This is a genomic window from Nonomuraea wenchangensis, assembly GCF_900111685.1.
GTDB lineage: Bacteria > Actinomycetota > Actinomycetes > Streptosporangiales > Streptosporangiaceae > Nonomuraea > Nonomuraea wenchangensis.
On sequence record NZ_FOHX01000016.1, the window covers coordinates 71,044 to 92,430 of the forward strand.

General features: G+C 70.3%; 21 protein-coding genes. 7 read left to right on the plus strand and 14 right to left on the minus strand.

What is annotated here, in order from left to right:
• Nucleotides 1–13 precede the first annotated feature (13 nt).
• From BMW85_RS36140 to BMW85_RS36160, 5 genes are all read right to left on the minus strand, one after another.
• Nucleotides 14–610, minus strand: coding sequence for a hypothetical protein (locus tag BMW85_RS36140; RefSeq protein WP_245775264.1), 597 nt, complete (start codon nt 608–610; stop codon nt 14–16).
• A gap of 40 nt (nt 611–650) precedes the next feature.
• A complete protein-coding gene (gene mscL, locus BMW85_RS36145) occupies nt 651–1,070 on the minus strand; it encodes a large conductance mechanosensitive channel protein MscL (protein WP_091090732.1) in 420 nt (139 codons plus the stop codon).
• A gap of 78 nt (nt 1,071–1,148) precedes the next feature.
• Entirely contained in the window at nt 1,149–1,364 is a 216-nt protein-coding gene (locus BMW85_RS36150) for a DUF397 domain-containing protein (protein WP_091090733.1), read from the minus strand.
• 159 nt (nt 1,365–1,523) lie between these two features.
• Nucleotides 1,524–1,730, minus strand: a complete 207-nt coding sequence (locus tag BMW85_RS36155; RefSeq protein ID WP_091090736.1) for a DUF397 domain-containing protein — start codon at nt 1,728–1,730, stop codon at nt 1,524–1,526.
• A gap of 181 nt (nt 1,731–1,911) precedes the next feature.
• On the minus strand, nt 1,912–2,763 hold the full coding sequence (locus BMW85_RS36160) for a helix-turn-helix domain-containing protein (protein ID WP_091090737.1): 852 nt from the start codon (nt 2,761–2,763) through the stop codon (nt 1,912–1,914).
• A 775-nt stretch (nt 2,764–3,538) separates the two neighbouring features.
• Between BMW85_RS36160 and glgX the strand changes: the two genes are divergently transcribed.
• From glgX to BMW85_RS51515, 6 genes are all read left to right on the plus strand, one after another.
• Nucleotides 3,539–5,632: a glycogen debranching protein GlgX gene (gene glgX, locus BMW85_RS36165; RefSeq protein WP_091090740.1), complete on the plus strand. Its 2,094-nt coding sequence runs from the start codon at nt 3,539–3,541 to the stop codon at nt 5,630–5,632.
• Nucleotides 5,625–7,775, plus strand: coding sequence for a malto-oligosyltrehalose synthase (gene treY, locus BMW85_RS36170; protein WP_091090742.1), 2,151 nt, complete (start codon nt 5,625–5,627; stop codon nt 7,773–7,775). The genes glgX and treY overlap by 8 nt, the downstream gene beginning before the upstream one ends.
• The gene (gene treZ, locus BMW85_RS36175; protein WP_091090744.1) at nt 7,765–9,483 is read left to right on the plus strand and encodes a malto-oligosyltrehalose trehalohydrolase; all 1,719 of its coding nucleotides are present in this window, start codon (nt 7,765–7,767) and stop codon (nt 9,481–9,483) included. Before treY ends, treZ begins: the two co-directional genes overlap by 11 nt.
• A gap of 145 nt (nt 9,484–9,628) precedes the next feature.
• On the plus strand, nt 9,629–10,576 hold the full coding sequence (locus tag BMW85_RS36180) for a hypothetical protein (RefSeq protein ID WP_091090746.1): 948 nt from the start codon (nt 9,629–9,631) through the stop codon (nt 10,574–10,576).
• 41 nt (nt 10,577–10,617) lie between these two features.
• Nucleotides 10,618–11,226: a hypothetical protein gene (locus tag BMW85_RS36185; protein WP_091090748.1), complete on the plus strand. Its 609-nt coding sequence runs from the start codon at nt 10,618–10,620 to the stop codon at nt 11,224–11,226.
• 41 nt (nt 11,227–11,267) lie between these two features.
• Nucleotides 11,268–11,402, plus strand: a complete 135-nt coding sequence (locus tag BMW85_RS51515) for a CGNR zinc finger domain-containing protein (protein ID WP_245775276.1) — start codon at nt 11,268–11,270, stop codon at nt 11,400–11,402.
• Between the two features lie 36 nt (nt 11,403–11,438).
• On the opposite strand, the gene BMW85_RS36195 is transcribed toward BMW85_RS51515, so the two are convergent.
• Nucleotides 11,439–13,037 (minus strand): FAD-dependent monooxygenase, encoded by a 1,599-nt coding sequence (locus tag BMW85_RS36195; RefSeq protein ID WP_091090750.1) that lies wholly within the window; start codon nt 13,035–13,037, stop codon nt 11,439–11,441.
• A gap of 77 nt (nt 13,038–13,114) precedes the next feature.
• Nucleotides 13,115–14,386, minus strand: coding sequence for an MFS transporter (locus BMW85_RS36200; RefSeq protein WP_091090753.1), 1,272 nt, complete (start codon nt 14,384–14,386; stop codon nt 13,115–13,117).
• A 25-nt stretch (nt 14,387–14,411) separates the two neighbouring features.
• Here BMW85_RS36200 and BMW85_RS36205 point away from each other — a divergent pair, with 25 nt between their 5' ends.
• A complete protein-coding gene (locus tag BMW85_RS36205; RefSeq protein ID WP_091090755.1) occupies nt 14,412–14,939 on the plus strand; it encodes a CGNR zinc finger domain-containing protein in 528 nt (175 codons plus the stop codon).
• Between the two features lie 3 nt (nt 14,940–14,942).
• Here BMW85_RS36205 and BMW85_RS36210 read toward each other — a convergent pair whose 3' ends face one another.
• The 7 genes from BMW85_RS36210 to BMW85_RS36240 all read right to left on the minus strand — a co-directional run bounded on the left by BMW85_RS36210 (nt 14,943) and on the right by BMW85_RS36240 (nt 21,334).
• Nucleotides 14,943–15,233, minus strand: a complete 291-nt coding sequence (locus BMW85_RS36210; RefSeq protein WP_091090757.1) for an MTH1187 family thiamine-binding protein — start codon at nt 15,231–15,233, stop codon at nt 14,943–14,945.
• A 93-nt stretch (nt 15,234–15,326) separates the two neighbouring features.
• Complete coding sequence (locus BMW85_RS36215) at nt 15,327–15,656, minus strand: hypothetical protein (RefSeq protein ID WP_091090760.1); 330 nt, start codon at nt 15,654–15,656, stop codon at nt 15,327–15,329.
• Between the two features lie 10 nt (nt 15,657–15,666).
• Nucleotides 15,667–16,344, minus strand: a complete 678-nt coding sequence (locus BMW85_RS36220; RefSeq protein ID WP_091090761.1) for a uracil-DNA glycosylase — start codon at nt 16,342–16,344, stop codon at nt 15,667–15,669.
• 111 nt (nt 16,345–16,455) lie between these two features.
• Nucleotides 16,456–17,379, minus strand: a complete 924-nt coding sequence (locus BMW85_RS36225; RefSeq protein ID WP_091090764.1) for a carbohydrate ABC transporter permease — start codon at nt 17,377–17,379, stop codon at nt 16,456–16,458.
• Nucleotides 17,376–18,752: an ABC transporter permease subunit gene (locus tag BMW85_RS36230; protein WP_091090766.1), complete on the minus strand. Its 1,377-nt coding sequence runs from the start codon at nt 18,750–18,752 to the stop codon at nt 17,376–17,378. Before BMW85_RS36230 ends, BMW85_RS36225 begins: the two co-directional genes overlap by 4 nt.
• Before the next feature lie 12 nt (nt 18,753–18,764).
• Nucleotides 18,765–20,096: an ABC transporter substrate-binding protein gene (locus BMW85_RS36235; RefSeq protein WP_091090769.1), complete on the minus strand. Its 1,332-nt coding sequence runs from the start codon at nt 20,094–20,096 to the stop codon at nt 18,765–18,767.
• An 8-nt stretch (nt 20,097–20,104) separates the two neighbouring features.
• Complete coding sequence (locus BMW85_RS36240; protein WP_091091097.1) at nt 20,105–21,334, minus strand: ABC transporter substrate-binding protein; 1,230 nt, start codon at nt 21,332–21,334, stop codon at nt 20,105–20,107.
• Between the last annotated feature and the right edge of the window lie 53 nt (nt 21,335–21,387).

Here is a 21,387-nt window from a genome sequence, read left to right on the forward strand (position 1 = left end):
CCTGCCGCATCCGCTACTGGGTCCACTCGTGGCGGGTGAGGAAGGACCGGTCGCCGGTCGCGTACTCGCGGAAGGCCCGCCGCACCTCCTCCAGCTCCGCCACCGTCGTACGGATCAGCGTCCCTTCCTTGTACTCCAGCTCGTAGCCGGGCGACACCTGGATGAAGTGCTGCCCGAAGTTCACCAGCGCGGCGAACGGGTTTTGAGCCGACAGCGTGCCCAGCACGTCGTCGACCAGCCCCAGGTCCGGATCGTGCACGATCATCCCGTCGCCGGTGTGCAGCTGCATGCCCTCGTACACGCCGAGCGGCGCGACGTTGTGCACGAGGTCACGCTGCGGGTCGTAACACACCAGGCCGTGCGCCCGCGCGATGGTGAGGACCCGCGCGGACAGCTCGTCCATGCTGTCGAGGTCCATGGACACGAGCACGTGACCGTCCGGGTAGCGCCGGACCTCGCCGGGCAGCTCCTTGACGACCTCGGGCCCATCGCCGGGCTCGTGGCTCGGCCCGTCAGTCGGCTCTGCGCGCTTGACCGCCAGGTAGGTGGCGCGGGCCTGATCCCTGCCGACCGGCTCCGGCTCGTCCCAGACCATCAACTCAACGCTCATCGGTCCATCTTGTCGGACCCGCTTCGCGGCCCGCGCGCGGCTACACCGGTTTTTCCGAGTTCGGCACCAACTCCACGGTGCAGTTGGCGCACCGCCGCGCCTCCACCGGGATCTCGCTGAGACACTCGGGGCACTCCTTCGTCGAGGACTTCTTGTCCCGCTCCACCCACCGGATCAGCCGTGTCATGGGCACCACCACCAGCCAGTAGATGATCGCCGCGATGATCAGGAACGCGATGAGGTGGTTGAGGAAGTCGCCGTACTTGAACTCGCTGCCGTTGACGGTGAAGGAGTAGTTGGCGAAGTTGGGCTGCCTGCCGCCGGTGATGGCGCCGATCAGTGGGGTGATCAGGTCGGTGACCAGCGCCTGGACGAGCCCGCTGAAGGTGGCGCCGACGATCACCGCCACCGCCAGCTCGACGATGTTGCCACGGAGTAAGAACTGCTTGAAACCGCCCATGAGGTCGGCATATTGCCCGGGTGTGCGATCTGAAACCCGATCGACCCGGATTCGGGCCCGTGAGAACGTCGAGGCCGGTCAGGCCCCGGGGGCGAGCCGTTCGAGGTCGAAGCGGCCGTCCTTCACCCCGCGGATGAAGTCGGACCATTCGTCAACCGAGAACGGCAGGACGGCGCCGTCGGCGTCCTGGCTGCCCCGCACCCAGACCTTGCCGTCCAGCACGGCGACTTCGACGCATTGGCCGCCGTTGCAACTGTGCCAGTAGGCATGGTCGAGAGCAGGCGAGCGAGTCATGCACTACCTCCTGGGGGTCGGCTGTAGAGGTATTGCGCCGACGGGCATTTTACCCCGAATACCGGAGGCGAATTCATGGGCGGGTGACCGGGAGTGGGGACGGGTGTCAAAAGTGACGGGCGGCCACCCATGAGGTGGCCGCCCGTGAAAATAGTGCTCTCAGCCCTGAGGGGTTCCCTTGATGCTTCCCACGAAGGCGTTCCAGGCGTTCGCGTTGAAGACGATGACCGGCCCATCAGGGTTTTTGTTGTCGCGGACGCCTATGGTGTCGGCGGAGAGCAGGGCTACCTCGACGCAACTACCACCGTTGCAGAAAGACGAAGTACGCCAGTGGCGAATTGCGTCAGAGTGTGGCCGGGTGGACATTCTCTCCTCCGTGCACTATCAGGAGCGCCGTGACGACCCGATGGAGTTCGGGCACGACCGGAACGCAGTAAGGAAGACGCTTCGTCGGCGTCTCAAGTGTCATGCATAGACTGGCACTTCCTCCTGGCAATTGCCAGAGGATTGCGGGCAAAGGGGTTTCGAGTCGGCCTGTTATATGACTTTATGAGAACTTTGTCAGCATTTCAGCGACACGGTTCAAGGACTCCTGGAACCCGAGCGCCTCGGCCCTCAAGTGGTCGATGACTTCCTCGAAATGCCTAATCGTTTTGTCGCTTTCGAGATAGAAAAGACCCATCTGGTGCTCTACGAAGACGGTGTCTGCGATGCCGGAGTTACGGCCGAACTCCAGGAAGCGGAACGGGCTGTCGAAGCCCATGTGCGCCCCCGAGGTGAAGGGGATGACCTGGATGCGGACGTGGGGCAGCTCCGAGAGCTCCAGGATGTGCTGGAGCTGGGCCCGCATGACCTGCCTGTTGCCGACGTGGCGGTGGAGCACCGACTCGTCGAGGAGCACCCAGTAGCGCGGCGGGTCGGCCCTGAACAGCAGCTCGCTCTTGCGCTTCCCGCGCGCCCGCACCCGCTCCTCCAGGATGTCGGGCGCGATGCGCGGCAGCCAGCCGCGGATGGCCGCCCTCGCGTAGTCCTCGGTCTGCATCGGCCCCGGCACGAGCTGGATCACGTACTCGGTGATCGCCGTCGCGCCGGCCTCCAGGCCCAGCATGGGCGCGAACTTGACGTCCTCGAGCGTCTGCCACCATTCCTTCTGGCGGGCCTCCCTGGCCAGGGTCATCAGCTCGGTCATCTTGGGCTCGGCCAGGCCGTAGAGCCGGCACAGGTCCCGGACGTCGCGCAGGCTGGCGGGGCGCTGGCCGCGCTCGATCCTGCTGATCTTGGTGGGCGAGCAGAGCAGGTGTTCGGCGACCTCCGCCGCGCTGAGCCCCTTCTCGTGGCGCAGCTCGCGCAGGCGCTGGGCCAGCTGGCGCTGCCTGAGCGTGGGGTTCGGCAAGGCCATCGCACCCCTTCCGGGAGCGGCTTCGGGAGCGGCGGAGGGTTTTACCGCGATCATACCCACCGTTTCCATGATCGAACGTTAGGTAATCCTCACCGGCACGTTCGTATGGCAATTGCCATCTGCAGGTGGCTTTCTGGCCGAAGCCGGGTAAACCTTCGGCAGGCTTACAAGGAAGGATGGTGCCGGCGGAGCCTGAATGATCGACTCCGATGCCGAAGATCAGAGACAGCTTTTCGAGATGCCGCGACCTCAATGGTCCCGGACGACTCAGGAGAGCCGCCCGGGACGCCGGGCTGGGACGTGAATTGCCGCGTTTCCCAGTCGCGCGATCACCAGCTCCTGCCAGAGCGTCAGAATGATCGCCTTTGAATTTTAGCAACTTGAGGGTGAATGCGCCGATGCCGTTCACCCGAGTGAGGCCCTTGAGGCCGGGTCGGTACGCCCGCGGGGGGCGTGCGACGGCCCGATGGGCGGCGGAGGCGGACGACGGGGTCCGTCTCCGGCCGAGTTCGCAGTCTGCCCTGGGTGCTACCACCGGGCGCCGTTCGGAGGCCGCCGGGGTAGGGGGCCCACCTGGGGTGGGCTGTGAAAGTGAGCCGCCTCCGGCAACCGCGCCGCCGGGGGCGGCTCACTCATGTCCGGGTCACGGCGCCCGGCCCGTGCGGCGAGGACAGGCCGATGACTGGAACGTCCGCGATCGGGCAGTGCTGGCCCGGCTGCTTGTCGGGTGACGCGGGGGGAACAGAACATGGGGAGAGACCGCAAGGGAGCCTCGATGATCGAAGTCTGGCCGGGAGACCCGTATCCGCTCGGGGCGACCTACGACGGCGCGGGGACCAACTTCTCGGTCTACACCGAGGTCGCCGACAAGGTCGAGCTGTGCCTGTTCGACGACGACAACCTCGAGTCGCGGGTGCCGCTCACCGAGGTGGACGGGTTCATCTGGCACGGCTACCTGCCGGGCGTCGGGCCGGGGCAGCGCTACGGCTACCGCGTGCACGGCCCGTACGAACCGCAGCACGGCCTGCGCTGCAACCCGAACAAGCTGCTGCTCGACCCGTACGCGATGGCCATCGAGGGCGACGTGAGGTGGAACGAGGCGGTGTACGGCTACCGCTTCGGCAGCCCCGACACCCGCAACGACATGGACTCGGCCCCCTACGTCCAGCGCTCGATCGTCATCAACCCGTTCTTCGGCTGGGGCCACGACCGGCCGCCCGCGACGCCGTACCACGACACGGTGATCTACGAGGCGCACGTGCGCGGGCTGACGATCAGCCACCCCAAGATCCCGGAGCACCTGCGCGGCACGTACGCCGCCCTTGGCCACCCGGAGATCCTCGACCATCTCACCATGCTCGGCGTGACCGCGCTGGAGCTGATGCCGGTGCACCAGTTCGTGACGGACCACATCCTGGAGGAGCGCGGGCTGTCCAACTACTGGGGCTACAACTCGATCGGCTTCTTCGCCCCGCACAACCGCTACTCCAGCCAGGGGCAGCGCGGCGGCCAGGTGCTGGAGTTCAAGGCGATGGTGCGGGCGCTGCACGAGGCGGGCATCGAGGTGATTCTCGACGTGGTCTACAACCACACCGCCGAGGGCAACCACCTGGGCCCCACACTGGGCTTCCGCGGGATCGACAACGGCAACTACTACCGCGTGGTGGACGACGACAAGCGCTACTACATGGACACCACGGGCACCGGCAACAGCCTGCTCATGCGCTCACCGCACGTCCTCCAGATGATCATGGACTCGCTGCGCTACTGGGTCATCGAGATGCACGTGGACGGCTTCCGCTTCGACCTCGCCTCCACCCTCGCCAGGGAGCTGCACGAGGTCGACCGGCTGAGCGCCTTCTTCGACCTGGTCCAGCAGGACCCGGTGCTGTCGCAGGTCAAGCTGATCGCCGAGCCGTGGGACGTCGGCCCCGGCGGCTACCAGGTCGGCAACTTCCCCTCCCGCTGGACCGAGTGGAACGGCCGCTACCGCGACACCATCCGCGACCTGTGGCGGGGGCAGCCGGCGACGCTGCCGGAGTTCGGCTCCCGCTTCACCGGCTCCAGCGACCTCTACCAGGACGACAGCCGCCGCCCGGCCGCCTCGATCAACTTCGTCACCTGCCACGACGGCTTCACCCTCCAGGACCTCGTCTCGTACAACCACAAGCACAACGAGGCGAACAAGGAGGGCAACCGCGACGGCACCGACGACAACAGGTCATGGAACTGCGGCGAGGAGGGCGCGGCCGGCATCGCCATCGAGGCGCTGCGCGAGCAGCAGAAGCGGAACTTCCTCACCACGCTGTTCCTGTCGCAGGGCGTCCCGATGCTCTCCCACGGCGACGAGCTGGGCCGCACCCAGAAGGGCAACAACAACGGCTACTGCCAGGACAACGAGCTGACCTGGGTCGACTGGTCCGACGTGCGCGAGAACTGGCTGCTGCTGGAGTTCACCCAGCGGCTCGCCGAGCTGCGCAAGAAGCACCCGGTCTTCCGGCGCAGGAGGTTCTTCTACGGCAAGCCGGTACGCGGCCTCAACGACATCGCCTGGCTCACCCCGACAGGGGAGGAGATGACGGACAGCGACTGGAACGTCGGCTACGCGAAGTCCCTCGCGGTCTTCCTCAACGGCGAGGCCATCACCGAGCCCGACCGGCGCGGCCGGCCGATCCGCGACGACTCCTTCCTCCTGCTGTTCAACGCCCACCACGACACCATCAAGTTCACGATCCCCAAGGACTACGGCGAGATGTGGAACACGGAGATCGACACCGCGATGCCGATCATGCTCGACGTGCGGATCTGCCGCGGCGGCGAGGCGATCGAGGTCCCCGGCAGGAGCGTACGGGTGCTGCGCCGTGTCTAGGCGGCCGACCTCGACGTACCGGCTGCAGCTGACCCCCGACTTCGGCTTCGCGCAAGTCGCGGGGATCGCCGGCTACCTGCGCGACCTGGGCGTCAGCCACGTCTACCTGTCGCCGGTGCTGGAGGCCGCGCCGGGGTCGCGGCACGGCTACGACGTCACCGACCACTCCAGGATCAGGGAGGCGTTCGGCGGGGCGAGCGGGTTCAGGGAGATGGCGCAGGTCCTCGCCGCGCACGACCTGGGGGTGGTCGTCGACATCGTCCCCAACCACATGAACACGGAGAACCCCGCGTTCTGGTCGGTGCTGAAGGACGGCCCCGACTCCCCGTACGCCGCCTGGTTCGACATCGCGTGGGACGAGGACGGCAAGGTCGCGCTGCCGGTGCTGGGCGACGACACCGAGCCGGTCGTGGACGGCGACGTGCTGCGCTACCACGAGCACACCTTCCCCCACCCCGGGCACCACCGGCTGGTCGACTGGCGGCAGGGCCCCGGCTACCGGCGCTTCTTCGACGTCTCGACGCTCATCGGGCTGCGCGTCGAGGACCCCGCCGTGCTGTTCGCCACGCACGAGGTGATCTTCTGGCTGCTCGACGAGGGGCTGGTGGACGGGCTGCGGGTCGACCACCCCGACGGCCTCGCCGATCCGCGCGGCTACCTGGAACGGCTGCGCGCCCGTACCGGCGAGAAGACCTGGACGGTCGTCGAGAAGATCCTCATCGGCCCCGAGCGGCTGCCCGCCGACTGGCCCTGCGACGGCACCACCGGCTACGAGGTGCTCAACCGGGTCAACGGCCTGTTCGTGGACCCGGGGGGCGGGGAGGCGCTGGTCCGGCTGTTCACCGAGCTGACCGGGCAGCCCACCGACTACCGGCGGGTGATGCTGGAGTCCAAGCGCGAGGTGCTGGAGCTGTTCTTCCGCCCCGAGGTCGAGCGGCTGGCCAGGTCGGCGGGCTGCGCGCCCGAGGCGGTGCGCGAGCTGCTGGCCGCGATGCCGGTCTACCGCGCGTACGTGGTGCCGGGCGAGCCGCCGCTCCCCGAGTCCGTCGAGATCGTCGAGCTGGCCGCCGCGTCCTGCTCGGCGGCCGTCGGGCCGCTGGTCCACGAGGTGCTGTACGGCTCGGCGGAGACGATCACCCGCTTCCAGCAGGCGTGCGGCCCCGTCATGGCCAAGGGCGTGGAGGACACCGCGCTCTACCGGTGGTTCCCGCTGGCCTGCCTCAACGAGGTGGGCGGCGAGCCGGACGTGTTCGGGACGTCCGTGGCGGAGTTCCATGAGTTCTGCGCGGGGATGCTCCCGTACACGATGACGACGCTCTCCACGCACGACACCAAACGCTCCGAGGACGTCAGGGCGCGGTTGTCGGTGCTGTCGGAGCTGCCGGAGGAGTGGGCCGACGCGGTCGCGCAGTGGTCGGCCGCCGTGAGCTTCGACCCCCACCTCGACTACCTGGCCTGGCAGAACCTCATGGCCGCCTGGCCGATCTCGGCCGAGCGGTTCGCCGACTACCTGCTCAAGGCGGCGCGGGAGGCCAAGACCAGGATCTCGTGGGTCGCTCCCGACCCGGCGTACGAGCGGGGGCTGCGGGAGTTCGCCGAGGCGGCGGTGCGGCTGCCGATCGGCAAGTTCACCGAGCGGATCGAGCCGTACGCGATGTCGAACTCGCTGGGCGCCAAGCTCGTGCAGCTCATGATGCCCGGCGTGCCGGACGTCTACCAGGGCAACGAGAAGAGCGACTTCTCGCTGGTCGACCCGGACAACCGGCGTCCTGTCGGCTTCCCCGCCGAGCCCGCCACCCGCTGGGACGCGGCCAAGCTGCTGCTCACCCGGCAGGCGCTGCGGCTGCGGCGGCGGCTCGGGGGAGGGGCGGCGTACCTGCCGCTGGAGGCGTACGGGCCGGCGGCGGAGCACGTGATCGCCTTCGCCCGCGGCGAGGACGAGCGCGGGCGGCCCCGGGCGGTCGCCGTCGCCACCCGGCTGCCGGTGCGGCTGGCCCGTACGGGGTGGGGCGGCACGTCGCTCTCCCTGCCCCCGGGAGCGTGGCGCGACCTGCTCACCGGCGGCCTCCACACCGGCCGCGTGCCGCTCGCCCACCTGCTCGGTCAGTATCCGGTCGCACTGCTGGAGAGACATGATCTTTGAGGTCTGGGCGCCGGACGCCACGACGGTCGAGGTGGACGTGCAGGGCTCACGCCGGCTGATGTCCCCCGAGGCGGGTGGCTGGTGGTCGGCGGAGGTCGAGGACGCGGAGCACGGCACCCGGTACGCGTTCATGGTGGACGGCGACGGGCCCTACCCCGACCCGCGCTCGCGCCGGCAGCCGGACGGCGTCTTCGGGCCGAGCGCGGTCTACGACCACGCCAGGTTCACCTGGTCGGACCACGACTGGAAGGGGCGGGACCTGCGCGGTTCCGTCGTCTACGAGCTGCACGTCGGGACGTTCACGCAGGAGGGCACGTTCCACGCGGCGATCGAGAAGCTGGACCACCTCGTCGAGCTGTGCGTGGACCTCGTGGAGATCATGCCGGTCGCGCCGGTGCCCGGCGGGCGCAACTGGGGGTACGACGGGGTCGATCTCTACGCGGTGAACGAGACGTACGGCGGGCCCGACGGGCTCAAGTCGTTCGTGGACGCCTGTCACCGGGCCGGCCTCGGCGTGATCCTCGACGTCGTCCACAACCACCTCGGGCCGTCGGGGAACTTCCTGCGCCCGTTCGGGCCGTACTTCGCGGGCTTCCCCGGCAGCTACTGGGGCGAGGCGGTCAACCTGGACGGGCCCGGCTCCGACGAGGTGCGGCGCTACTTCATCGGCAACGCCCTCCAGTGGCTGCGCGACTACCACGTGGACGGGCTGCGGCTCGACGCCGTGCACGCGCTGCACGACGCCCGCGCCACGCACCTGCTGGCCGAGCTGGCCGCCGAGGTGGACGCGCTGGCCTGCGCCGCCGGCCGGCCGCTGACGCTGATCGCCGAGTCCGACCTCAACGACCCGCGCATGGTGCAGCCGCCGGAGGCGGGCGGGCTCGGCATGAACGCGCAATGGGACGACGACGTCCACCACGCGCTCCACTGCGCGGTCAGCGGCGAGAGCCACGGCTACTACAAGGACTTCGCGGCGCTGCCGGCGCTGGCCAAGGTCCTGAAGGGCGGGGTGCTGCACGACGGGACGTACTCCAGCTTCCGCGGGCGCTCCCACGGGCGGTCGTACGCCGGGGTGCCCGGCCATCGGCTGGTGGCCTGCCTGCAGAACCACGACCAGATCGGCAACCGGCCCCGCGGCGACCGGCTGCCCGTCCCGGCGCTGAAGCTGGGGGCGGGGCTGCTGCTGACCTCGCCGTTCACGCCGATGTTGTTCATGGGGGAGGAGTGGGGGGCGCGCTCCCCCTTCCTGTTCTTCTCCGACCACGTCGAGCCGCGGCTCCGGGAGCGCGAGGCGGAGCGGCGGGAGCGCGAGTTCGACGGGTTCGGGTACGTGTGGGACGCGCCCGACCCGTCCGACGAGGAGACGTTCCTGCGGTCCAAGCTGGACTGGACCGAGCTCAAGGAGGAGGCGCACTGGTCGCTGCTGTGCTGGTACCGCGACCTCGTGGCGCTGCGCAAGGCCCTGCCCGAGCTGTCTGACCCGCGGCTGGATCGGGTCAGGGTGGAGGTGGATCCGGACGGGAAGTGGCTGGTCATGTGGCGGGGGGAGCTGGCGGTCAGCGTGAACTTCGCGGAGGAGACGGTGAGCGTGCCGGTGGCGGCGGGGGCGGTGCTGCTGGCGTCCGACGATCCGGTACGGGCGGGCGAGGACGGCCGGCTGCGCCTGCCGGGTCAGTCACTGACCATCAGCCGCCCCGAGACCACCTGACGCCGCACAGGCTGCTTGTCCACAGGCTGAGCGCGTGATGTCACCGTCGTCCACAGAATCACGTTCGCCGCCCTGCCGCCCGGCCTCCGTCCCCGACCCTGGGTCCCTCACTCATCCGACGGGACCCCGATCACGGAGGCCATTCATGCAGCTCGTCCTTCCGCTGCCCCGCACCCTGACATCCCTGTTCGTCATCGCCGTGGCACGGCTCCCGGTCGCCCCCGGGTCACTCGTGCCCTGGCGGATCGCGCCGGCTCATCGCAGGGCGGCGCTCACCGCGATGGGCGCCGGCCTCCTGACCGTCGCCCGGCACGCCACCCCATGGAGACCGGCAGGGGCGACGCTCCCCGCCGATCTTCTGCGGCGCCTGCGCCGGGCCACGGCCCACCTCGTGGTCGCCGCCACCGCGCCCCCGCACCGCCTGCCCGCCGTCGCGCAGACGGCCCGCGCGGTCGCCCGCGCCCTCGCCGACGCCTGCGACGGCGTCCTGATCGACCCCCTGACCGGCGCCTCCGTGCCCGCCCGCGGACGGCGTCCGGAGGAGCCCCCGGCCTTCGACCTGGGCGACGACTGGCTCGGCTGGGACGTTCAGGTGCACGACGCCACTTGCCCGCCGTGGGACCCCGCCGACACGGCCGGCTGCGACTGCCTGCGCATGACCTCCCGCGGCCTGCGCAGGTTCGCGCTGCCCGAGATCACCCTCGACGGCGCGGCCTGCGCCCACACCCTGTGCGCCACCCACCTCCTGCGCACGGTCGCCCACCACCTGGTCGCCGGCCAGCTCGCCTACCTCGCGGCCCATCCCGGCGCCCCGCACCGCCGCCTCGACGACTTCCTCCACGTCCAGCCTGAGGGTGTGGGGGCGCCGTTCGGCGTCCGGCTGACTCCGTACGACGCGGGCCAGGGCGAGCTCGGCCGCACCGGCAGCATCCGCCGGCTCAAGGTCGGCCCGGCCCCCGGCGCCGGGCAGGTCACCTGCCTCAAGGTCGGTCCGCCCTCGGGCTTCACCGGCTCGGTCAACGACTGGCTCTGCGCCACCCGCGGCGCCCACCACGCCACCCTCACCTCCACCCCCGTCCTGGCCGCCGCCTGATCCCGTCTGAACCATCCGAGGCGGAGGGACGTCAAAGTGACGTGATTCAGTTCGAGATGATCGACGAGGATCTGCGAACGGCACAGCGGCGGGCCCGCCGCCGGCACGAACTCGACGAGCAGCGGGAGGCGATCGCCGGCCGGATGCGCGAGACGCGGGAGGCGCTGGACGCGCTCGTGGCGTGGGACCCGGAGAGTGTGGCGGTGGAGGAGGCCAAGCTGAAGGCGTTCGACCGCGCGCTGGCGTCGCTGCAACGGGAGCTGGCCGAGGTCGGCCCGGCCCGGGATCTGTACGAGGAGCTGCTGCTGCGCAAGGAGCGGCGCCTCACGGAGTCGGCCGACCCGCGCGGCGCCGAGCTCCTGGAGCTCGGCCGGCTGCTGGCCGAGCTGGACGTGGAGCTCCCGGCCCGGGAACGCGCCAGGGACGCGGGCCGCGCCGCCCTGCGCCGACCGGGCGACCGGGAGGCGGTGGCCGTGTTCGTCCGCCACCTGCAGGCCCTGGGCATGACGATCGAGCCCGACGCCCTGCACGGCGCACTGGGGCTCCGCCAGGGGCGAACGCTGGTGGACGACCTGGAGAGCCGCTGCCGCGCCCTGGAAAACCTCCGCACCCGCCTCCGCAACCGCCGCGAAGAACTCCTCCTCGCCTGATACCGGCGAGGCGGTGCTCCTCGCCTGATGCCTGCGAGGTGGTGCTCCTCGTCCCCGACCGCTGCCAGTGGGCTTTCTACGACCACTCCCGATCCCGTACGGGCCGCTGGTGCTCGATGCGCGTCTGCGGCAACCGCGTCGAACAGGCCCGCCGGCGGACCGGACAGACCACCTAGCGGGCGCACCTCGGCCGCCGCCTGGGCGGTCCGGGGTCAGCGGCTGAGGACGGCGCGCAGGACCTGCTCCAGGGTGGCCAGGGGGTCGTCGACCATGGACGGGGTGCGCCAGGCGACGTAGCCGTCCGGGCGGACCAGGACGGCGCCGTCCCCGTTGACGCCGTACCGGTCGCGCCAGCACCCCTCCACGTCCCGCAGCTCATCGCCCACCAGCAGGCGGGTCAGTTGCACGCCCAGCCGTTCCTTCGCCATGCGCCCGGCGTCCATCCAGGCGTGACCGCCCTGCCTGTCGGCCATCAGGACGAAGCCCGAGCCGAACAGGTCGATGGTGGAGATGCGCTGGCCCTCCCAGTCGAGGACCACGTGCGGTGCCCGGCTGCCGGGCCGGCCGTTCGGTACGCGGGGGTCCTCCATGATGGAGCCGTCGTCGCCGGGTTCGTCCAGGATCGACGTGGAGTGGTAGCGGTGACCGATCAGGGCGCCGCTCGGGTCGGCGAGCGGCTCCGGGTAGCCGACGCGGGCCGCCGGCGGCATGCGTACGCCGAGGTTGGCGAGGTGCGCGTCGGCGGTCAGCGCCCCGATGGGGCGGCGCTCGGCGTCGTAGGTGTCGAGGAAGTCCGGCCCGGCCTGGCCGGTGACGACGAGCCACAGCCGCCAGGCGAGGTCGGCGCCGTCCTGGAGCGCCGTGCTGCCGCCCTGGCCGCCGGTGGGCGGCATGGTGTGGGCGGCGTCCCCGGCGAAGAAGACCCGGCCGGCGCGGTAGGTGTCGGCCAGGATGTGGGCCAGCCCGAACGTCGTACGGTCCAGCACCCGCACGTCGAGGTCGGGGCGGCCGGTCGCGATGCGGACGAGTTCGACGCAGCGCTCGTCGGTGAAGTCGGCCTCGGTCTGGCCTTCGGTCAGGTTGACGCCGAGGACGTGTGCGCCGACGCCGGTGCCGGTCACGATGACGCCGGTGAAGGCGTCGTTCTGGAGGTACCAGAGGGTGACCTCGCGCTCGCGCACCAGGCCGCCGAGGTCGGCGTCGAACATGATGGAGCACGTCTGGCCCAGCTCGCCCTTGCCGGAGGTGGGCACGCCGAGGGCGTGGCGCAGGGGGCTGCGGTAGCCGTCGGCGGCCACCACGTAGTCGGCGCGGACGAGCCGTTCCTCGCCGCCGCCGGTGCGGATGCGGGCGGTGACGCCGTCGTCGTCCTGGTCGAGTGAGCAGAGCTCGGTGGAGAAGCGCAGGTCGGCGCCCAGCTCCTCGGCGGCGTGCCGGAGCACGCGCTCGATCTCGGCCTGGGGCGCGCCGATCTGGGCGACCGGGGTGACCTCGCGGAGGAAGCTCATGTCCTCGTCCTCGCTGGTCATGATCATGTGCGGGTCGGGGTCGGCCAGGCTCTTGGCGATGGCGATGCGCATGTCGTCGCCGATGCCGGCCCAGATGCCGGAGAGGGCTTCCTCGACGCCCGGCACGGGGCGCAGCAGCTCCACGGCGCGCGGGCCGACGCCGAACGCCTTGGGTTGGATGGACGTGCTCGGGTGCCGTTCGACCAGCATGACCGGCACCTCCCGCCAGGCCAGGAGCATCGCCGCGCTCAGCCCCGCGTACCCCCCGCCGACCACAAGGACCGGCACTCGCTCCTGCTCCATTGCTCTCCCCACCTCCGAGGACGCGTACTATCGCGTTTGCGGCCGAGCGACACGATATGTCGCGTCAGTTGTGAAGGTCAAGACATATCGCGAAAGTGTCTCCGTGCGGGCCGGGTCCCGGGGGTGCGGACCGTGAGGGCCAGGGCGGTCGCGGACAGGGCGGCGAGCAGGCCCCATGCCGGCGCGAACCCGTGGAAGACGTCCTTGAGCAGGCCGAGGGCGGGCGGGGTGAGGATGATGGCGACCTGGTTGACGGCCATCGCGGAGCCGAGGGCGAACCCGGTCCTGCCCGGAGGCGCCGACTCGGCCAGATGGGCCACCCATGGGCCGTACCAGCCGATGCCGAAGAACCCGAGCCAGACGAACAGGAGGGGAGCCGCCACCGGGGAGCGTCCGGCGGGCGTGGCGAGCGCGACCAGGCCCACGACCACCGCGACCAGGCAGACCAGCACCCAGGCGTAGCGGCCGGATCGGCGGTGACCGTCGGAGGCGCCGGATCGGCCGCGGTCGCTCCAGGCGGCCAGGCAGATCCGGCCGGCCGCGCCCGCCGCCTGCACGGCCACGAAGACGAGGGCCGCCGTGCCCGGTGCGAGGGACGCCGTCTCGTGCAGGTGCAGCACGGTCAGGACGCCGATGCCGCTGTGCGCCGCGACCAGGCTCGTCCTGGACACCAGGATCCTGACCATGGCCGGCTCCCGCAGCAGACGCAGCCGCCCGTCGGCCTGCGCGCCCGTGCTGGCTTCGGCCTCAGTGGGGATGCCGGTCAGGGGGAGGGGCGGGCGGCGGCAGAAGGCCGTGAAGGTGATCGCGCCCAGGAATGCCACCGCCGCGCCCGCCACCAGCGTCGCGCGCCACCCGGCGGAGGCGGCCAGCGCGGGCAGTACGGCCGCCGCGAGTACGCCGCCCAGCGGCAGACCGGCCTGCCGGACGCCCATGGCCAGGCCCCGCCGGGACGGGTCGAACCAGGACGCCACCGACTTGCTGCCCCCGGGCTGGACGGTGCTGTATCCCGCGCCGACGACCAGGAGGACGAGCAGCAGGGCCGCGTACCCGGGCGCGAGGCTTCCCACGGCCAGGCTCACGGCCACCACGCCGGCGCCCGCCCCCACGACCCAGCGTTCGTCGTGGCGGTCCAGGAGCTCCCCGGCGACCAGCAGGCCCGCCAGCGGGGCGAGCTGGGCGGCCGAGAGGAGGAGGCCGAGCTGGGCGGCGCTCAGGTCCAGGTCGTGCCGCAGGTGCACGCCCATGGCCCCGATGCCCTGGACGAAGAAGCCGGAGGCGGCCTGGGTGAACGTGGCGGCGGTCAGCACCACCCATCGGTACCGTCCGATTCCTGGGTGGCGGGTCATGCCGCCAGCCTGCTGTAATGGTCTTATGCATCTCAACCCTTACGGCGAGGATGCCGTCAACCTGGCCGCGGACCTGGCCAACCGCCGCCCGGCGACGCCCGCAGAGCTGGCCGGCCGCTGCCGCGAGGCCGGCCTGGTGCTGGAGCGCCCGGTCACGCGGGACGACCTGGTCCGCGTGCACGCGGTGCTGGACGCCTGGGAGAAGGTCGTCGACACGGAGGACGAGCACGAGCGCGCCGCGCTGGTCAACCGCATGCTGGCCGACTCGGCCGCCTACCCCCGCATGACCGACCACGCGGGGGCCTGGCACCTGCACTACCGGGACGACCGGCAGACGCTCGGCGCGGTGCTGTTCTCGCTCATCTCCGTGGGCACCGCGCTGCACCTGGTGGGACGGGGCATGCATCGGCTCAGGCGGTGCGCGGTCGGCGAGTGCACGGCGATCTTCGCCGACACCTCGCGCACCGGCCGGCAGCGTTACTGCTCGCCGCGGTGCGCCAACCGTGACGCCGTGCGCCGCCACCGCGCGAGCCGCATGGCACCCGGCACGTGAGCGTCAGGACAGGTGGCGTTCCAGGGACTCGACCTTGGCCGTCATGCCGTCCGTCACGCCTTCGCGCAGGTCGGCCTTGAGCACCAGGCTCACCCGGGGCGCGACCTCGGCGACCGCGTCGACGGCCCGCTTGACCACGGCCATGACCTCGTCCCAGTCGCCCTCGATCGTGGTGAACATGGCGTCCGTGCGGTTGGGCAGGCCGCTGTCGCGGACCACCTTGACGGCGCGGGCCACCGGCTCGGCGACCCCCTCGCCGACGCCCAGCGGGGTGATGGAGAATGCGACGATCACCCTGCCGATCCTAGCTGAGCAGGCGAAAGGCCGGGAGACGCGAAAAGCCACGACGCCGTCGAACGTCGTGGCCCACCGCTCACCCCTGCACGGTCACCCGTGGTCGTGGTCGTGCTCCTCGTCCTCTTCGTCGCTGAGCCCCTCGGAGGGCTCCACGCCGAGCACGGCCTCCCGGGGCTCGATCTCGGCGATGTGGTCGACCAGCGCCAGCACGTGGTCCGGCTCGATCAGCCACTGGAGCGCCGAGGCGCCGGTGTCGTCGGCGTTGACCAGCTCGGCCTGCTCCGTGCGCTCCTCCTCGGTGAGGTCGGCGTCCGGGTGGCGGATCTCGGCGAGGGCCGCGGCCTGCAGGGCGTTCATGTCGAGCACCTCGACGGTCAGCTCGACCGTGAGGCGGAGGTACTTCGGTTCTTCATCAGTCATGGCGACGACTCTAGGGCAGCTTCCACTCGACGGGCGCCGCGCCTTGCCCGACCAGCAGCTCATTGGCCCGGCTGAACGGCCGGGAGCCGAAGAAGCCGCTGCGCGCCGACAGCGGGGAGGGGTGGGCGGACTCGACGCGCGGCACCTCGCCGAGCATGGGGGCGAGGTTGCGGGCGTCGCGGCCCCAGAGGATGGCGACCATCGGCTTGTTCCGCGCGACCAGGGCGCGGATGGCCTGCTCGGTGACCTGCTCCCAGCCCTTGCCGCGATGCGAGGCGGGCTTGCCGGGCATGACGGTGAGCACCCTGTTGAGCAGCAGCACGCCCTGGTCGGCCCACGGCGTGAGGTCGCCGTTGGACGGCCGGGGCAGGCCGAGGTCGCTCTCCATCTCCTTGTAGATGTTGACCAGGCTGCCCGGCAGCGGCCGCACGTCGGGGGCCACCGAGAACGACAGCCCGACCGGGTGGCCGGGCGTCGGGTAGGGGTCCTGGCCGACGATGAGCACCTTGACGTCGTCGAAGGGCTGGCTGAACGCGCGCAGCACGTCGTTGCCCGCGGGGAGGTATTGCCTGCCCTCGGCGAGCTCCTTGCGCAGGAACTCGCCCATCTGGGCGATCTGCTCGGCGACGGGTTCGAGCGCCGAAGCCCATCCGGCTTCGACGATTTCATTCAGTGGACGACCGGCCATGGCCGTTGAGCTTATCTAGGTCCGGTACGCCTTGTGTGCCGAACGCCCGTTGACCCCGTACCGGAATGATCACGGGCGCCCGCCCCCGTGGCGGGCGCCCGTGAGGGTCCGTCACTTGACGGAGCCGGACATCATGCCCTGGACGAAGTACCGCTGGAACGCGAAGAACAGGATCAGCGGGATGATCAGCGACAGGAACGCACCGGACGAGAGAATGTCCATATTCGAGCCGAACTGCCGCATCTGCGACTGCAGGTACTTGGTCATCGGCTGGTTCCCCGTGTCGGCGAAGACCAGCGCGATGAGCATGTCGTTCCAGACCCACAGGAACTGGAAGATGCCCAGCGAGGCGATCGCCGGCTTGCCCAGCGGGAACACCACGGACGCGAAGATCTTCCACTCCGAGGCGCCGTCCATGCGCGCGGCCTCCAGCAGCGAGGCCGGGATGCCGACGAAGAAGTTCCGCAGCAGGAAGATCGCGAACGGCAGGCCGAACGCCACGTGGAACAGCACCACGCCCGGGATCGAGCCGAAGATCCCGACGTTGCCGTAGAGCACGGCGATGGGGATCAGCGCGATCTGGATCGGCACGATGAGCAGGCCGACCACGACGAGGAACGCCGTGTCCCTGCCAGGGAACTCCATCCAGGCGAAGGCGTAGGCCGCCATCGCCGCGATGCCGATCACCAGGACCGTGGTCGGCACCGTGATGAGCACGGTGTTCCAGAAGGAGGCGGAGAAGCCGCCGCTCAGCAGGTTCTTGTAGCTGGTGATGGTCAGCTCGGCCGGCTTGGTGAAGATCGTCCACCAGCCCTCGGCGCTGTTGACCTGGTTGGTCCGCAGCGAGACCACCATCAGGCCCAGCGTCGGCACCAGCCAGAACAGGCCGAGGATCACCATGACGACCTGGACGGCCCCGCTGCCCAGGCGATCGACGATCTTGCCGGCGATGCCCCGGCGGGGCGCGCCGGCCCCGAGGCCGGACGTGGCGTCGGAGGGAGCGCCGGACGGCGCACTCGCGGTGGCGGTGGTCATGTGTTCTCCCTCCTGAACCTGCGGATGTTCATGATCATGAAGGGAAGGACCAGAACCAGCAGGAAGATGGCCAGCGCACTGCCGAGCCCCTGGTTGTTGCCGCCGCCGAAGGACACGCGCCACATCTCCAGCGCGACCACGTTCGCCTGTGGCTGGACCGAGGCCGGCGCGATGATGAACACAAGGTCGAACACCTTCAGCGTATTGATGATCATCGTCACGAAGACGACGAGCAGCACCGGCGAGAGCAGCGGCACGGTGATCCTGCGGAACACCTGCCACTCCGTCGCGCCGTCCATGCGGGCCGCCTCCAGCGCGTCACGCGGGATCGCCGCGAGACCGGCCGCCAGCAGGACCATCGCGAAACCTGCCCACACCCACACGAAGGCGCCGATGATGGCCGGCGTGATGAGTGTCGGGCCGAGCCAGGAGAGCCCGCCGTAGGCCGCTTCGAAGTTCGCCTTCGGCAGCCGCACCGTGTAGGAGCCGGCCGGCAGGCCCTCGAAGCGGAACGAGCCGTCCTCGGCGGTCGTGGCGGTGCCGGCCACCTCGTCGCCGCGCACGGCCTCGACGGTCATGCCCGGCAGGCCCTTCTCGGTGCCGTCCACCTGGCCGCTCGTGCCGCCGCCGCCCGCCGTGAAGTCGAACCACACGACGCCGGACAACGCGTTGCCCGGCTGCGGGGCCTTGGCCGGCGCCGCGTTCGCCGGCATGACCGCGGGCTTGACGCCCACGATGGGGATCAGCACCGGCTGGCCCGCCTGGGCGGGCTGCTTGGTGACGACGGCGCCGCCCTGGTCGGCGACCGGGGACTGGTCGCCCTCGCGCGGCCGGGCCTCGGGATAGCCCTGCGAGGAGGAGAACGTGTCGTGCACCGTCGTCAGGATGGCGTTCGCCAGGCCCTTGTCAGGGCTCTGCTCGTACACCAGACGGAAGATCACGCCGGCGGCCATGAGCGAGACCGCCATCGGCATGAACACGATCAGCTTGAACGCCGTCGCCCACTTGATGCGCTCGGTCAGCACCGCGAAGATCAGGCCGATCGTGGTGACGATGATCGGCGCGACGACGACCCAGATGAGGTTGTTGCGGATCGTCGTCAGCATCCCGCCGTCGGTGAAGATCGTGGCGTAGTTGCCGAGCCCGACGAACCCGGAGCCCTTGGCGTCGAACAGGCTGCGGATGATCGAGTAGACGATCGGGTAGACCACCCAGATCCCGAGCAGCAGCGCCGCCGGGAGGAGGAAGGCGATCGCGACCGCCGGCGAGGGGCCGAGGCGTCGTTTCTTCGGGGGGGTATCAGCCGGTCCGGTGGCGGCCCCGCCCGCGGTCGTCGCGGGCGGGACCTTCGGGCCGTCCAACCGTTCGGTCACGGCCTTACCTCTTTACTTCCAGGCCTTCTTGGCCTCTGCTTCGAGCGCCTCCTGGGCGCCCTTGACGTCGCTCGGCTTGCGCACGAAGTCCTGCAGGATCTTCCACTCGCCCTTGCCGTCGGTGCCGCCGAAGGCGCTGGGGGCCAGGTCGGACATGTCGTAGCGGACGGCGTCGCCGGCCGAGACGATGGTCTGGCCGAGCTGGCGGGTCAGCTCGTCGGGGTAGTTGTCGGGGGAGACGTTCTTGTTCGGCGACAGGTAGCCGGGGAGCTTGGCCCAGACCTCGCCGCCCTCCTTGGAGGCCAGGAACTGCAGCAGCGCCTGGGCGCCAGGGGAGTCCTTCATGGCCACCGCGACGTCGCCGCCGAGGACGACCGGGGCGGTGTCACCGGCCTTGGGGAAGGGGAAGTACTTGGCGTCCTCGCCGACCTTGGCGCCGGAGTTGACCGCCTCGACGGCCACGAAGTCGGCCTCGATGACCATCGCGGCCTTCTTGTTGCTGTAGACCTTGCTCACGCAGGTCGGGAAGTCCGTCTGCATGGTGCCGGAGGTGCCATCGACCAGGAACTCCTGCTTGTCGACGATCTGCGCGATCTTCTCCAGGGCGACCTTCACGGTCGGGTCGGTCCAGGGGATCTCGTGCTTGGAGAGCTTGTCGTAGTTCTCCGGGCCCGCCGAGGACAGGTAGACGTTCTCGAAGAGGTCGGTGAGGGTCCAGCCGGAGGCGCCGCAGAGCGAGAACGGGGCCGTGCCGGAGTCGGCGATCGTCTGGGCGTTCTTGACCAGCTCGTCCCAGGTGGTCGCGGGCTGCACACCGGCGTCGTCGAAGGCGGGGGCGCGGTACCACACCAGCGACTTGTGCGCCGCCTTGATGAGCACGCCGTAGACCTGGCCGCCGGCGGAGCCGAGCTCCTTCCAGTACGGCGTGTAGTTGGTGTCGATCTCCTTGATGACGTCGGGGCTCAGCGGCTTCAGCGCGCTCTGGTCGGCGTACTGCTGGACCAGGCCCGGCTGCGGCAGGATGGCGACGTCCGGCGGGTTGTTGCCCTGGATGCGCGGGCCGAGGTAGGCGCCGGTGTCCTCGCCGGTGGAGGCGTAGGTGACCTCGGCGCCGGTCTTGTCGGTGAACGCCTTCAGCACCTGCTCGAAGTTCTTCTGCTCGGCGCCGGTCCACTTGGCCGCGACCTCGAGCTTGACGCCCTTGAGCGGCTGGTCGCCGCCGGCGGCGCTCGCCGGGGCGGATCCCGACGCGGCGGGCTCCTCCGTCGTGGAGGGCGCGTTGCCGCACGCGGCGACGGCTATCGCGAGCCCGGCCAGGACTGCTGCTGCTCTGGCTGTGCGCATGGTTTGCCTCACTGGGTTCTGATGATCTCGTCGAGTTCGGATTTCATCGAGACCGCGGCGTCGGCCGCGGACTCAGGGGTGGGGGTGCCGAGGGCCTTGGCGACCGAACTCGCGATCACCAAGCTCAGCTGGTTGTAGTTGGCGCTCACCGGACGTGCCTTGGCGGCGAGGATGCTCTCCTTGAGCACCGGCAGGTACGGAAATCGCTTGATCAGGTCGGGGTCGTCGTAGAGCTCGGTCCACACCGGCGGGAAGGACCCCTCGGTCAGGACGCGGCGCTCGTTCTCCAGGCTGGTGAAGTAGCGGATGAACTCCTGGGCGGTCTGCTGGTGCCGGGAGAAGGCGCTGACGGCGAGGTTGGCGCCGCCCAGCGTGCTGGAGCCCGGCCCGTCCAGCCCCGGCAGCCTGGTGACCGCGATCTTGTCGCCCAGCTCGACCCGGGCGGGGCCGTAGGCGTGGGGCCAGTTGCGGGCGAAGGCCAGCCGCCCCTCCTGGAAGGCGAGGCGGGTCTCCTCCTCCTTGTAGCTCAGCGACTCCTTGGGGATCCAGCCCTCCCGCAGGCCCTGGAGCAGGAAGTCGAGCGCGGTCTCCGCCTTGGCCGGGTCGAGGGTCACCCCGGTCCCGTCGCGGTTGAGTATCTGGCCGCCGGCCGACTGCAGGGCCTCGGAGAAGTTGACGGTCAGCCCCTCGTAGGCGAGGAACTGCCCGGCGTAGCCCTTGACGTCGTGCTTCTCGGTGATCTTCCGTGCCTGGTCGCGGAGCTCGGCCCATGTCCTCGGCGGCTTCTTGACCAGGTCGGTCCGGTAGTAGAGCAGTCCCGCGTTGCTCGTGTACGGGACCGCCCAGAGCTTGTTCTTGTAGACGGCCGTCTCCACGACGGGCGGCAGGAACCTGTCGAGCGGGAAGAGCCCGCGCTCCAGGGGGATGATCCAGCCGTTCTCCGCGAATTCGGCAGTCCACACCACGTCGAGCCCGAGCACGTCGTAGCGGCTGCTCTGGGCCTGGAGGTTGGCCACCATCTGAGCGCGCTGCTCGTCGGCGGCCTCGGGCAGCTCCAGCAGCGTCACCTTCTCGGCCGGGTGGGCCTGGTTCCAGCGGTCCAGCAGGGGTTGCAGGTACGCCGTGGTGTCGCGTCCGGTGGCGAAGGTGATGGGCCCGGTTCCGCCCGTCGCCGGCTCGCCGCCGCCTTTGTCGCCCACCGCCGCGCAGCCGGCCGTCGCGAGGAGGACGGTCAGCATGAGCGGAAGCGGACGGAGCACTCTTGTTTCCTCCGTGTTCAACGGGGTTACAT

Coding starts and splice junctions, on each gene's coding strand:
- BMW85_RS36150 (WP_091090733.1), bottom strand. CDS start 1,364: ATGACTCGCTCGCCTGCTCTCGACCATGCCTACTGGCACAGTTGCAAC.
- treZ (WP_091090744.1), top strand. CDS start 7,765: ATGATCTTTGAGGTCTGGGCGCCGGACGCCACGACGGTCGAGGTGGAC.
- BMW85_RS36140 (WP_245775264.1), bottom strand. CDS start 610: ATGAGCGTTGAGTTGATGGTCTGGGACGAGCCGGAGCCGGTCGGCAGG.
- BMW85_RS36235 (WP_091090769.1), bottom strand. CDS start 20,096: ATGCGCACAGCCAGAGCAGCAGCAGTCCTGGCCGGGCTCGCGATAGCC.
- BMW85_RS36215 (WP_091090760.1), bottom strand. CDS start 15,656: ATGACTGATGAAGAACCGAAGTACCTCCGCCTCACGGTCGAGCTGACC.
- BMW85_RS36155 (WP_091090736.1), bottom strand. CDS start 1,730: ATGTCCACCCGGCCACACTCTGACGCAATTCGCCACTGGCGTACTTCG.
- BMW85_RS36200 (WP_091090753.1), bottom strand. CDS start 14,386: ATGACCCGCCACCCAGGAATCGGACGGTACCGATGGGTGGTGCTGACC.
- BMW85_RS36180 (WP_091090746.1), top strand. CDS start 9,629: ATGCAGCTCGTCCTTCCGCTGCCCCGCACCCTGACATCCCTGTTCGTC.
- BMW85_RS36195 (WP_091090750.1), bottom strand. CDS start 13,037: ATGGAGCAGGAGCGAGTGCCGGTCCTTGTGGTCGGCGGGGGGTACGCG.
- BMW85_RS36160 (WP_091090737.1), bottom strand. CDS start 2,763: ATGGCCTTGCCGAACCCCACGCTCAGGCAGCGCCAGCTGGCCCAGCGC.
- BMW85_RS36220 (WP_091090761.1), bottom strand. CDS start 16,344: ATGGCCGGTCGTCCACTGAATGAAATCGTCGAAGCCGGATGGGCTTCG.
- BMW85_RS36225 (WP_091090764.1), bottom strand. CDS start 17,379: ATGACCACCGCCACCGCGAGTGCGCCGTCCGGCGCTCCCTCCGACGCC.
- glgX (WP_091090740.1), top strand. CDS start 3,539: ATGATCGAAGTCTGGCCGGGAGACCCGTATCCGCTCGGGGCGACCTAC.
- mscL (WP_091090732.1), bottom strand. CDS start 1,070: ATGGGCGGTTTCAAGCAGTTCTTACTCCGTGGCAACATCGTCGAGCTG.
- BMW85_RS36205 (WP_091090755.1), top strand. CDS start 14,412: ATGCATCTCAACCCTTACGGCGAGGATGCCGTCAACCTGGCCGCGGAC.
- BMW85_RS36240 (WP_091091097.1), bottom strand. CDS start 21,334: ATGCTGACCGTCCTCCTCGCGACGGCCGGCTGCGCGGCGGTGGGCGAC.